The following is a 12,385-nucleotide window of genomic DNA, read 5'->3' as shown; positions in this document are numbered from 1 at the left end:
TCGGTCAAGACACAGTTATTCAGGGTCGCCCCGCTCGGATTCGCCGGGTTCGTCGCGGTCACCGTGTAGATGAAGTCACCGGTGTCGGGATCCAGCTCCGCCGTGCACTCCTTGCTCACCTCCAGCGCCGGGGCCTGGCATTCGATGTCGGCCTCGTCAGTCCTCTGGATCGGGATGTTCTGCCCCACGTCGGCCGGGCAGATGCAGTCCAGCGTCGCCGTGTTCGGCTCGTTGAGCTCCAACGCCGCGTTGCACTCCAGCAGCTCGGTCTCGAATGAGAAGTCCACACCGCTGACCAACGTGCCGATGTCGATCGGTGCTCCGAGAACCGCCGGATTGCTATCAGAGAGACTGCACGACGTCAGGTCATTGCCTGATTCGAAATTGTTGGTGGAGAGATTCCGAGCAAAGTAACGAACCCTGACCTCGGGAGGACTATTCGGGTCGTCCCAGCCGATACAGCCCTCGGCCACACCGTCTGGGATTTCGTCGCCCAGGTTGGGATCGACATCGTGCCAGGTAAGGCCGCCATCGCACGAAACCTGCTTGTCCACCGAGGCGCCGCAAAACGGCAGGCCGAAGGTCGTCCCCGCCGTATCCTTGGACTGCGAGCCCAGCGGGCTGTCGACACAGGACCCGGCCTGTCCAGCAATTTGACGGACGATGAAATCGGCCGGGAAGTCCTCCGGAAAATTTGCGACCTCGAGCTGGAAGACGATCTGGCAGCTGCTTTGCGGACCCAGGGTCAGAACCCCTCCCGGCTGGCTCGGAAACGTGAATTCGATGCTCGCCGGTCCGGGTATCCCGCCCACCGCAAAGTCGGTCAACACGACCCCGGGGCAGGTGGTTTCTGGACGCAGTGATGAAGCGGTCACGTTGAACGGACGCTGGACGCCCCCGAAGCCATCCTCCAAGGGGTCGCAAGAGAGCGGGTCGTCCGGATCCTTGCTCGCATCCACCATCTCGCAGTTCGGCCGGTAGAAGACGGTCTCGAACTCCTGGGCAAGCTGGGGAGACTGGTTATCCACAATCAGCGTAACGGTCTCGACCTCGCCCACGATCAAGCCGATGTTGTTGCTCAGCACCAGCGTCAGATCCGAGTTGCACTGGGCCCACACGGCCGGAGCGCTGCCCAGCAAGAGCACGCCCAGCACCAGCCCCATGGCCGCCGTCCTGCCGGTCGTTTGCTCCGCGCGCATCGCTCGACTCAGAGGTCGGGAACTACAGCAACCTTTGCTTCTAGACATCACAGCCCTCACTGACTCCGGTTCACGGAAATATCCTTGTCTCCAAAGACTTCTACAGGAAGTCAATCCAATCACAACGACCGTCAGGAGACCGTCAGCAACCCATCGAAGAGCGTCTATATTGGAGAATGGCCCGCTTGCGGGAGGGCACTCGCTGACCCGGCGCCACGGGGGGTCTCCCTCGAGCCTGTTCCGCCCCACCGAACTCCTCTCCACCGCCGGGAGCCTCCATCCCCGACGGCTTACTTACAATACAAAACACCTTACGCCAAGTCCCTGGAGGGAGTCAAACAGCCGCCGATCGACGGATCGAGGGCTATACTTCCGGCTCGCAGCGGGAGAGGGCACACCCGCTCGAACGTCCCGGAGTCGAGCAAGAATGGGAGAATCAGCGTCCGGCGACTCGCGCACATCCGGGCCACTTCTCGGTCGGAACTCAGGCGTCGCGTTCGTATTCAGGGCTTCGCTCTGGGTGCTGGCACTCTTTGCGGTCGTCCGGATTCCCTGGGTTCAGGTCAACGTTCTGCTCCCTTTTTCCGGGCTTCAGGGCCGCATCGCGTGCACACTGGCCGGCACCGAGCCAAGCTCGGTGTTCGTCGGGCTCAGCTGCACGGGGGCGGATCCGATGGCGCTGGTCCTGGGCGCGATACTGGCCTTTCCGGTGCGTTGGCGAAGAAGGATCCTGGGCTGCGCGTTGGGCCTGGGGATCATTCTCCTCCTCAACCTGGTTCGAATCGGCTCGCTCTCGATGGTCGCCGATCAGGGCGATGTCTTCTCTTTCCTCCACATTTACCTTTGGCCGGCGCTCTTGATCGCAGTCGCCGCCGGATATGTGTTCATCTGGATGGGCTCTTCGCTCCGGTCGCAGGAGGGAACGTCGATTCCCCCGGAGGAGAGAAGCTCGTTTCCGCCGCAGAATACCTTGCAGTTCCTGGGCGTGCTTTGCCTCTTCGTACTTCTGTTCTTCCTCCTGGCTCCCTGGTTGATGAGGAGCACTGTGGTTCTGGAGATCGCTCGCTGGTCGACGCTTGTCGCCGCGGCGTTCATGAAGACCCTGGGAGTTGAGGTCGAGGTCGCAGACAATTTGCTGACGACCCCCCACGGAGCGTGGCTCGTGACTCCGGCCTGTGTCGTGACGCCGCTCCTGCCGGTCTACCTGGCCGCGGCTCTCTTCCTGCCAGTCTCCTCCGGCCAGAAAGCCCTAGCAAGTCTGGCAGCGCTACCGCTCTTTGTCTTCCTGGGAAGCGCCCGTTTGCTGATACTGGCGATCCCCGCCACGATCGTCGGTTCCTACGCAATCGCCATTCACGCCTTCTACCAGGTGCTTACGGCCGCCGCGATCGTCATCTGGACGGCCTACCGCCTTCCGGCTGAGCAGGGCTCGAGCTCAAAGAGCCTGCTCGCGATTCGAGCCCTTGTGACCGGCACGACCGCCGGAGTTGTTGTCGGTGTATTGGGGCGGGTTTGGCTCTGGCCCGCGGCCCAGCGGCTGGAGTCTTTCCACCTGGGGCATACTTACACCGATGTTCAAGGGGTTGTCTCTTTGATGCCGGCGTTTCAGTTCGCACTCTTCGCGGCAATGTGGGTTGCGTTGGTTCGGCCGTTTCGCGACCACCGTCTCGCGCTGGGAGTGGGCATACTCGCGCTGCTACAAGGAGGTGAAGTCATTCTTCTCGGCGAGTTGGCTATTCATACTGGCGTAGAACTTCCCATCGCGGCCATTCGCGCCATGTCGATCGCAGTGCCACTGCTGCTGATTTGGTTCACGGCCCGTCCCCGAATCGGCCGAGCGGTAGACAGCGCCGCCGAATCCGTCGCGGTACGCCAACAGGCTTCCGGAGAGAGCTCTTCGAAGTCCTCGTGATGTAGGGTAGGCGCCGCGTGGGTAACGTACGTATGCAAATGCCGAGACGCGTACCGCCCCCCTGGAATAGTCTGAGATGATCGCGCGTCAGCTGCCAGGAATTGGAATCGCGCTCCTCTTGGCAGGGGCGTGCCTGATCTCAGAGGCGGCTCTCTCGGCTTCGGTCGCACCGCAAGGAGAACCGATCGACCTGGTGATCTCGTTGGACACCAGCGGCACCATGAGGGGGTTGATCGACTCCACTCGGATCAAAATCTGGGAGATCATCAATGATCTGGCGGAGGCCGAGCCGACACCGAACTTGCGGGTCGCGATCCTCACCTACGGCAATCAGACGGGCAGCCCGGCCGACGGATGGGGACGTATCGAAACCGGCCTGACCGCCGACTTGGATCTGGTTTCGGAGCGGCTGTTCGCTCTCGAGAGCCGAGGCGCCAACGAATACGTCGGAAGGGCCATTCAGACCGCGCTGGAGCGGCTGGAATGGTCCGAATCCGAGAACGCTCTCAAGCTCCTCTTTGTTGCTGGCAACGAGTCGGCGGATCAAGAGCTCGACGTCGACTTCCGCGAGATGAGCGAGGCGGCCCGAGAGCGAAACATCCTGCTCAGCGCGATCTTCTGCGGACAGCCCGACCACGCCGACGCCGCCAGCTGGCGCGAGATGGCGCAGCTGGCCGATGGACAGTTCACCGCGATCGATCACACGACTCCGACGGTCGTGGTGCCGACCAGGTTCGACAACAGCCTGAGCGAGCTCGGAGCCCTGATGAACAAAACCTACATCCCCGTCGGCAAGGAGGGCAAGGCCTGGCGCAGGAGCCTCGCCAAGGAGGACGAAAACGCCTCCAGCCTCGGCGCCGCGGTGGCCGCGACCCGGGCCATGACCAAAGCGAGTCCGCTCTACTCGCCCGATTGGGACCTGGTCAACTCCGTGGATCAAGGCCGCGTCGACCTGGCCTCGATTGCGGTTCGCGAGCTCCCTCGAGAGATGAGCGGAATGACGACCGAGGAGCGTTTTCTCTACGTAGATGAGATGCGAGAGGCCCGGCTGGAGCTGCGGCAACGTATCGCCGAGCTGGGAATCGAGCGGCGGCGCGCGGTCGCGAACCGAACGGCCGCCTTCGGAGCCCGCAATCCGAGATCGTTCGACGAGGTGGTGCGCGGGACGATTCGCGAACAGGCCCGCGAGAATGGCTTCGACTTTCCCGAGGAGTGACTGGCAATGGCCAAGAACAAACCACAAACACCTAGACCGGCACCACCTCCCGCACCGCAATCCGGCGTTGACGCCATCGGTCTGGCGACGCTGGCGGGGATCGTGGTCGTACTCATGATCTCGTTTACGAACATGCGCTCTCTCGATGCGCTCCAGAACGAGCTCGGAGAGATCGACGATCGAGTCGCCGCGCTCAAGAGTTCGGGCCCGATACAGGCTCCGGCACAGGCGGCGCCGGCGGCACAACCCGCGCGACGAGGGCCCGATCCGAACCGGGTCTATCCGATCAAAACCTCGGGCTCCCCGGTAAAGGGGCCGTCCAGCGCACCCATCACGATTGCCGAGTTCTCGGATTTTCAGTGCCCGTTCTGCTCGCGCGTGAATCCGACGCTCGAACGAATCCAAGAGGTCTACGGCGGCAACGTACGAGTAGTCTGGAAGCATTTCCCGCTGCCGTCACTCCACCCGGCAGCGCCGGCGGCCCATGTGGCGTCGGAAGCCGCGCACAAGCAGAACAAGTTCTGGGAATACCACGACAAGCTCTTCGCCGACCAAAAGAACGTGAAGTACGACCAGCTGGTTCAACATGCTCGAGACCTCGGCCTCGACGTCGCCAAGTTCGAACAGGACTTCAAGGATCTCAGCAACAAGAAGACCGTGGACGAGGACACGGCAGAGGCTCGGTCGATGCAGCTGACCGGGACACCGGCCTTCTTCGTCAACGGCCGCTACCTGCGAGGGGCCCAGCCCTTCAGCGGTTTCGCCAAGCTCATTAACGAGGAGTTGACGCGTCTCAACCTGCCGATCCCCGAAGAGGCCAGGAGCTAGTATTCCGTTACGGTGGCCCGAGTGGCTGCGCGGAGCCGGTGGCATCTTCGTTGTCGCGACCGGTCTCACCCTGCTCATGGCCGCGCCGGTGTTGCGCGACCCTGGCTCGCGACTCTTCGGATCGGAGATCGTCGGACGGCACGCCGACCCTTTCATCGTCGCCTACCAGTTCGAGAATCCACGCGGGTGGAGCCTCTTCACCCAGCCGGCGACCGACTATCTGGGCGCCGCCGTTGCCGGGGTCACCGGAGACGGCATCCGAGCGCTCAACATCGTGGTGCTCGCGAGCTTTCCCCTGGCCGCTCTTCTTGCCTACCTGCTGGCGTTTCGTCTCGCCGCCTCCCGGCCGGCGGCCTGGCTGGCCGGTCTCCTATACGGCTTCGCTCCTTTTCACGTCGCCCAATCCGCTTACCACGCGCACGGTTCCCAGACCCAATGGCTGCCCCTCTATCTGCTGGCACTGTGGCTGTGCTTTGAACGGTGGAGCCTGCCGCGGGCGCTGCTGCTGGCCTTGGCGACAGCTCTCGTCGTGCTGTCCAGCTACTACTACGGCCTGATCGCGGCCGTGGTGACGCCATTCGTGCTCCTCGGGCTCTGCCTGGGACGCGCGCTTGAGCGGCGGCCGTGGGCTCGCAATCTCGCGACGACGCTAGCAACGCTGGCGGCGCTCGGTATTGCAGCAGTGACGCACCTCGCACTCACCGCGCCGACGGTGCTCGTGAACCCGAGTGCCCTCGGGTTTCCCCGTGAAGATCTCCTGCTCTACGGTGCACGCTGGTGGAGTTACCTGGTGCCGCCGGTCGAGCATCCGCTTTTCGGCTCCTGGACCCGCGACCTCTGGGCCGGGCAGGCGCTCGACGGACTGCTCGAGCAGCAGGTCACGGTCGGCGCCGGTCTTCTACTGCTCAGCACCGTGGCCTTGGTGGAGTACCTTCGAGGCAGCCGCGCTACTGGCCTCGCCGCCGCCCCGGCTCTGGTTCTCGCGGCGGGAGGCGCCTTCTGGTTCTCGCTGGCGCCATCGGCAAACGAGGGTTGGTCATCGTTGCTGGCACCCTCGGCTCTGATCTACGAGGTCTTGCCCATGTTCCGGGCCTACGCGCGGTTCGGGTTGGTGGTATTTCTAGCGCTGGCGATCCTGGGGGCGATTGGAGCCGCACGGCTGGCCCGCAGCCGTTCGCCCGCCGCCAGGCTCTCGGCGACCGCGCTGGTCGCGTTCACGCTGCTCGAGCTGACGCCGCTGCCGCCATTCCGCTGGCGAGAGGTACTGCCGACATCCGCCCACCGCTGGCTGGCGCACCAGACCGAGCCCGTGCGAGCCCTGGACTGCGTGCCGTCCGGAAGTGGCGCGGAGCTTACGTTCTTCCTTCGCTTCGCGCCCGATATCTCGACGCCCACGGGCATCGAAGACTGCGCCGATCCCGGATTCATCGCGGGGCTCGCGCAGCGGGGCTTCAGCCATCTGCTGGTGCGACGACCGAGTCCCTTCGGTCACTGGCTTTCGGGTCACGCTTCGCCCGAGGGGCTTACAGCGGTCGGTACCTTTGACGATGCCTTCCTGTTCGCGGTCGACGACCGGCCTGGGCTGCGGCTCTTGACAAGTCTTTCGGACGGTTTCCATTGGCGCGAGTACAAGGGGGACCGTACCTATCGCTGGATGAGCCAACACGGATCGCTGACCGTGACCAATACCACCACCGAAACTCTGAGCGTGGAGCTCGAGTTGGAGCTGCACGGCTTTGCCGAGCCCCGTACGCTGGACGTGAGCCTGGACAGAAACCCGATCGCGGTCATCGAAGTCGGTACCGCGCTCGGCACGCACTCGATAGGGCCGTTCGAGCTCGCTCCCGCCGCTCACGTCATCGAGCTCAGTGCGCGACAACCGGCGACCGTGGCCGATGAGGTGCTCGGCAACCTCGACCGGCGGGCACTAACCGTCGCCCTCTGGGACTTGCACTGGTCGTTCGACACCGACCGGGAGTAAGATGCGGCTTCGATGACATCACACCACTTCGTCGGCAAAGGGCCGGTCTCCCGAGGCTTCATCGAGGCGGTCGGTGACTCGAGCGGCTTGATAGGCGCGGTTGCGGCGCTGGTCCGTCGCGCCGAGCTCGAGGTTGTGGGACACCGACTGGTCGAGTTCGAAAACGGCGGCCTGACCGCCGTCTGGGTGCTGGCGGAGTCGCATCTGGTGCTCCACCACTGGGCTCAAGAGGGCTACGCCACGATCGACCTGCACGTTTGCGACTATCGGGACTCGAACGCCGCCAAGGCGGCGAAGCTGGTCGAGAGTCTCACCGCGTTCTGCTTTGCCGACGACTCTGCGACCTGGCGAGAGCTCCACCTGGAAGATCCGGTCTCGGCGGCAATCCGGTCCGCGTGAGTGCCCGCTAGTCATTTCCGGCCTCGACCTTCGTAGTGATCATCACGAGCAGGTAGCCATGCCGCCGCAGAGCCCTGAAGCGGCGATACAGCCACCTGAACGGCTTGACCAGTACCGCGGTGAGCCGTGAAAAGGATCGCAGCCAAGTGTGAACGGCGAGATCCAACATCCGTAGCCAGCCGGGAATGAGCAGGATCCCGGTTGTCGCGATCACCGTGAAGCCGACGCGCTCGAGCATCTGCCGTAGCCCGCGCGGCGAGTAGGACTTCTCGAAGCCGTAGCCGTAGAGCCCGAGGCGATACAGAACCGCAACCAACAACGGTCGTAGAAACGGATCCCATCGGTTGGGCACTCCGATGATCGCGCGGCCGCCGGGTTTGAGAACGCGGTAGATCTCGCCCAGGGCTTCTTCGGTCTCGGCAAAGTGCTCGACCGTGCCCATCGAATAGACGGCGTCGAAGCAGGCATCGCGAAACGGGATCGCTCGAACATCCGCGGTCGCGGCTGCAAGCCGGAGCCCGTGTCTATCGAACTCCCGCCGAGCCTGCTCGACGACGGGTGTGGACAGATCGATACCGAAGGCGTGGGCGCCTTCGGTGACGGCCCAGCGCAGGATCCTCGTGTTCTTGGCCTCGTCCCAAAGGTCTGTTTTGAAGACCGTCTTACCCTCGAGCTCGGGCAGATTCTCCTCGAAGAGGCGGATCTCGTTCTCCAGGTAGTACGCCGTGCTCTCGGCGCCACCGAGGTCCGGAAAGTTGGAACCGATATCGGACCAGAACCGATGGTAGTCGGCGCGATGCTGCGCGCGGCTCTCCTCCGCGCATGCTGCTGGTGACTCCGTTCGAGCGTCGCGCACGTTTCCAGTCGACTTCTCACCAACGCCGCCCGAGAAGGCTGAGCGTGTCGCTCCGACGACGCAGTAGCCTAGCATTGGAAAGATCAGACGCGTCGGGCCACCTATTCGGGTGGCGCCCGGGCGATTCGTCTAGCGCTAGGCTTGTCGCTGGTCGTCCGAGCCCAGAGAACATCTTCCGGGAATGAAACCCAGCGGCTCCGGGTTTAAGAATATGAGGGCTTCAGACTAAGATCTGGGGCCCTATCGGGCACAATAGGCCTCAAAACGGTCGCGGCTCGGCTGCGTCGGGCTGACCGGGGGAACTTCGCTTGAACTACCACGACTACTACAAGACCTTGGGAGTCGGAAAGAAGGCTTCGCAGGACGAGATCCAGAAGTCGTACCGGAAGCTCGCGCGCAAGTACCACCCGGACATCAACAAGGATCCCGAGACCGAGGCGAAGTTCAAGGAGATCAACGAGGCCTACGAAGTCCTGAAGGATCCCGAAAAGCGGCAGAAGTACGACCAGTTCGGCTCGGCCTGGAAGCAGGCCCAGCGAACCGGCTCGCCGCCACCCGGTTTCGAAGACATCTTCTCCCAGTTCGGCTTCGGCGGCGCGGGCTTTGGCGGCCCCGGAGGGCAGGGCCGAAGCGTCCGCTTCGACTTCGGCGATCTCGGGGGCCGAGGAGCCGGAGACGGCGGCTTCAGCTCGTTCTTCGAGACCCTGTTCGGCGGAGGGGCTCCGGGCGGCGCGGGAGCTGCCTGGAACGCCCGGCCCCAGGCGTCCCAAGGAAGCCGCGACTACGAGACCAAGATCTCGTTGTCGATCGAAGAAGCCGGGCGCGGCGGCAAGCGACAGATCAGGGTCACCGACCCGGCGACCGGCAAGCAGCGGACTCTGCGAGTTTCCATACCGAAGGGGATTCGCCCGGGGCAGAAGATCCGACTCGCCGGGCAGGGGGGCACCGGCGGCAGTGGCGCCGGCGGCGGGCGCGGCGATCTCTACCTGACCGTCGAGATCCTGCCCCATCCCGACTTTCGGCTCGACGACTCGAACCTGCACACGATCATCCCGATCACGCCCTGGGAGGCGGCGCTCGGCGGCCAGGCCAAGATCAGGACGCTCGACGGCGAAGTCACCGTCAAGATCCCCGCCGGCTCCTCCTCGGGGCGCAAGGTGCGACTGAAAGGCAAGGGCTTCCCGAAAAAGAACGGCGTCAATGGCGATCTCTTCGGCGAGATCAAGATCATGGTGCCCACCGAGCTCACCGATCGCGATCGCGAGCTCTTCGAGCAACTGGCGAAGGACTCCGAGTTCAACCCCAGAGGTCAAAGCTAGAGGTCTAGGCCATGGATATGAACAAGCTGACACTCAAGACTCAAGAAGCCATTCAGGATGGCCATGAGCTGGCAACCCGCTTCGGCCACCAGCAGGTCGACGGCGAGCACGTGCTGCTCGGGCTCTTGCGCCAGGACGGAGGCCTGGTGCCGCGGCTGCTCCAGAAAATGGACGTCGATCCCGCCAACCTGGCCGAGGAGCTCGAGCGAGAGCTCGCGCGGGGACCCAGCGTTGCGGGCGGTGGCGCCGAGGCCGGTAAGGTCTACGTCACTCCCCGCCTGCAACAGCTCCTGCTCAAGGCCGGTGATGAAGCCAAGCGCCTCAAGGACGAGTACGTCTCGGTCGAGCACGTCGTGCTCGCGCTGATCAAGGAGGGCAAGAGCACCCCGGCGGGCAAGATCCTCGTCAGCCATGGCGTTGAGCGCGACCGCTTTCTTTCAACGCTCCGAGAGGTGCGCGGCAATCAGCGCGTCACCAGCGCCACTCCCGAACAGGCCTACGAAGCGCTCGACAAATACGGTGTCGACTTGGTGGACGAGGCCCGGCGGGGCAAGCTCGATCCGGTCATCGGCCGCGACTCGGAGATTCGCAGAGCGATCCGTATCCTGTCGCGAAGGACCAAGAACAACCCGGTGCTGATCGGCGAGCCCGGCGTCGGCAAGACCGCGATCGTCGAGGGTTTGGCGCAGCGCATCGTCCGGGGCGACGTTCCCGAATGGCTCAAGGACCGGGCGATCTTTTCCCTGGACATGGGCTCCCTGCTGGCCGGCGCCAAGTATCGCGGCGAGTTCGAGGAGCGCTTGAAGGCGGTACTCAACGAGGTCAAGGAAAGCGACGGCAAGATCCTGCTGTTCATCGACGAGGTGCACAACATCGTCGGTGCCGGACGCACCGAAGGCTCGACCGACGCCGGCAACCTCTTGAAGCCCATGCTGGCCCGCGGAGAGCTTCACTGTCTGGGCGCGACCACTCTCGACGAGTACCGCAAGTACATCGAGAAGGACGCCGCCTTGGAGCGCCGCTTCCAACCGGTGTTGGTGGATCCACCGTCGGTCGAGGACACGATCTCGATTCTGCGCGGCCTGCGCGAGCGCTTCGAGGTGCACCACGGCGTCAAGATCCAGGACAACGCCCTGGTCGGAGCTGCCACGCTCTCGCACCGCTACATCACCGATCGCTTTCTCCCCGACAAGGCGATCGATCTCATCGACGAAGCCTCGGCGATGATTCGCACCGAGATCGACTCCCTGCCGGCCGATCTCGACGAAGCCACTCGGCGCGTGATGCAGCTCGAAATCGAAGAGGCCGCCCTCAAGAAGGAGAAGGACAAAGCCAGCAAGGAGCGATTGGCGGTCCTGCACGAGGAGCTGGCCAACCTGCGCGAGCAGACCGACACCATGAAGGCCCAGTGGCAAGCCGAGAAAGAGGCCATCGAGGACGTGCGCAGACTTCGCGAGGAGATCGAGCAGGTTCGCCACGAGATCGAGCAAGCCGAGCGCGACTACGATCTCAACCGCGCCGCCGAGCTCAAGCACGGCAGGTTGCCGCAGCTCGAGGAGGCCCTTCAAGCCAAAGAGCAGGGTCAAGCCGACGGCCACGGCGCCCGGCTCTTGCGCGAAGAGGTGACCGAAGACGAAGTCGCCGAGATCGTCTCGAGATGGACCGGCATCCCCGTGACCCGCCTCGTGGAAGGCGAGCGCGAGAAGCTCCTGCGGCTGGACGAGATTCTCCACCGGCGGGTTATCGGGCAGACCGAGGCCGTCCAGCTGGTCGCGGACGCGGTGATCCGGGCGCGCTCCGGCATCAAAGACCCCCGGCGACCGATCGGGTCGTTCGTGTTCCTGGGGCCCACCGGTGTGGGCAAGACCGAGCTCGCCAAGACCCTGGCGGAAGCGCTCTTCGATAGCGAGGACAATCTCATCCGCATCGACATGTCCGAGTACATGGAAAAGCACAACGTTTCTCGCCTGATCGGAGCGCCACCCGGTTACGTCGGCTACGAAGAGGGTGGACAGCTCACCGAGTCCGTCCGCCGCAAGCCCTATTCGGTGATCCTCTTCGACGAGATCGAAAAGGCGCATCACGACGTGTTCAACGTCCTGCTTCAGATACTCGATGACGGCCGGGTCACAGATGCGCAGGGTCACACGGTCGACTTCAAGAACACGGTCATCATCATGACTTCGAACATCGGGTCACCCCATCTGCTCGAGGGCATGGACGAGAGCGGCCGGATTCGAGACAGCGCGCGCGACGCGGTCCTCGCCGAGATGCGCTCGCATTTCAGACCCGAGTTCCTGAACCGAATCGATGACATCGTGCTGTTCAAGGCGCTGCAGCTCGAGGAGATCAAACAGATCGTGGGACTCCAGGTCGCCGAGCTGAGCCGAAGGCTGGCGGACCACGGTGCCCACCTCGAGCTCAGCGAGGCCGCCCAGGAATTCATCGCCCGAGCCGGATACGACCCGGTCTACGGCGCCCGTCCCCTCAAGCGCTACCTGCAGCACGAGCTCGAGACCAAGATCGGCCGGGCCATCGTGACCGGAGAGTTGGTCGACGGCACGCTCATCCAGGTCGACGTTCGCGACGGCGCCCTGGCGGTGGACCTGCGCGCGACCGGCCTGAGCGCGAGCGCGTAGCATCGGGGAAACTGCTCTGGAGGAGAGCCGGTTTCG

The 12,385-nt window shown here is 63.9% G+C and carries 9 protein-coding genes; 7 read left to right on the top strand and 2 right to left on the bottom strand.

The features are described from left to right. Positions 1–1,199 (bottom strand): hypothetical protein (locus GY769_03920; GenBank protein MCP4201061.1); only part of this gene is annotated, 1,199 nt, incomplete at its 3' end. A gap of 427 nt (positions 1,200–1,626) precedes the next feature. Here GY769_03920 and GY769_03915 point away from each other — a divergent pair. The 5 genes from GY769_03915 (at position 1,627) to GY769_03895 (ending at position 7,535) form a co-directional block, all read left to right on the top strand. Continuing rightward, entirely contained in the window at positions 1,627–3,111 is a 1,485-nt protein-coding gene (locus GY769_03915) for a hypothetical protein (GenBank protein ID MCP4201060.1), read from the top strand. 76 nt (positions 3,112–3,187) lie between these two features. Further along, a complete protein-coding gene (locus GY769_03910; protein MCP4201059.1) occupies positions 3,188–4,327 on the top strand; it encodes a VWA domain-containing protein in 1,140 nt (379 codons plus the stop codon). 6 nt (positions 4,328–4,333) lie between these two features. Then, positions 4,334–5,155 carry a thioredoxin domain-containing protein gene (locus tag GY769_03905; protein ID MCP4201058.1) on the top strand — a complete coding sequence of 274 codons (822 nt, stop codon included), beginning with the start codon at positions 4,334–4,336 and terminating at the stop codon, positions 5,153–5,155. A gap of 88 nt (positions 5,156–5,243) precedes the next feature. After that, on the top strand, positions 5,244–7,136 hold the full coding sequence (locus GY769_03900; protein MCP4201057.1) for a hypothetical protein: 1,893 nt from the start codon (positions 5,244–5,246) through the stop codon (positions 7,134–7,136). Positions 7,137–7,148: 12 nt separating this feature from the next. After that, positions 7,149–7,535: a hypothetical protein gene (locus GY769_03895; protein MCP4201056.1), complete on the top strand. Its 387-nt coding sequence runs from the start codon at positions 7,149–7,151 to the stop codon at positions 7,533–7,535. A 7-nt stretch (positions 7,536–7,542) separates the two neighbouring features. On the opposite strand, the gene GY769_03890 is transcribed toward GY769_03895, so the two are convergent. Further along, positions 7,543–8,391: a class I SAM-dependent methyltransferase gene (locus tag GY769_03890; protein ID MCP4201055.1), complete on the bottom strand. Its 849-nt coding sequence runs from the start codon at positions 8,389–8,391 to the stop codon at positions 7,543–7,545. Between the two features lie 308 nt (positions 8,392–8,699). Between GY769_03890 and GY769_03885 the strand changes: the two genes are divergently transcribed. Together GY769_03885 and clpB are read left to right on the top strand one after the other, a co-directional pair. Then, positions 8,700–9,710, top strand: a complete 1,011-nt coding sequence (locus tag GY769_03885) for a DnaJ domain-containing protein (GenBank protein MCP4201054.1) — start codon at positions 8,700–8,702, stop codon at positions 9,708–9,710. 11 nt (positions 9,711–9,721) lie between these two features. Beyond that, positions 9,722–12,349, top strand: coding sequence for an ATP-dependent chaperone ClpB (gene clpB / locus GY769_03880; GenBank protein ID MCP4201053.1), 2,628 nt, complete (start codon positions 9,722–9,724; stop codon positions 12,347–12,349). The last annotated feature ends 36 nt before the right edge of the window (positions 12,350–12,385 follow it).

Source organism: bacterium, assembly GCA_024224155.1.
GTDB lineage: Bacteria > Acidobacteriota > Thermoanaerobaculia > Multivoradales > JAHEKO01 > CALZIK01.
The sequence above is the reverse complement of the archived record's forward strand: the minus strand, read 5'-3'. Positions and strand labels throughout refer to the sequence as shown.

Excerpts from the sequence above, each read along its gene's own strand:
- GY769_03915 (MCP4201060.1), top strand. The coding sequence starts at position 1,627 with ATGGGAGAATCAGCGTCCGGCGACTCGCGCACATCCGGGCCACTTCTC.
- GY769_03910 (MCP4201059.1), top strand. The coding sequence starts at position 3,188 with ATGATCGCGCGTCAGCTGCCAGGAATTGGAATCGCGCTCCTCTTGGCA.
- GY769_03905 (MCP4201058.1), top strand. The coding sequence starts at position 4,334 with ATGGCCAAGAACAAACCACAAACACCTAGACCGGCACCACCTCCCGCA.
- GY769_03895 (MCP4201056.1), top strand. The coding sequence starts at position 7,149 with ATGACATCACACCACTTCGTCGGCAAAGGGCCGGTCTCCCGAGGCTTC.
- clpB (MCP4201053.1), top strand. The coding sequence starts at position 9,722 with ATGGATATGAACAAGCTGACACTCAAGACTCAAGAAGCCATTCAGGAT.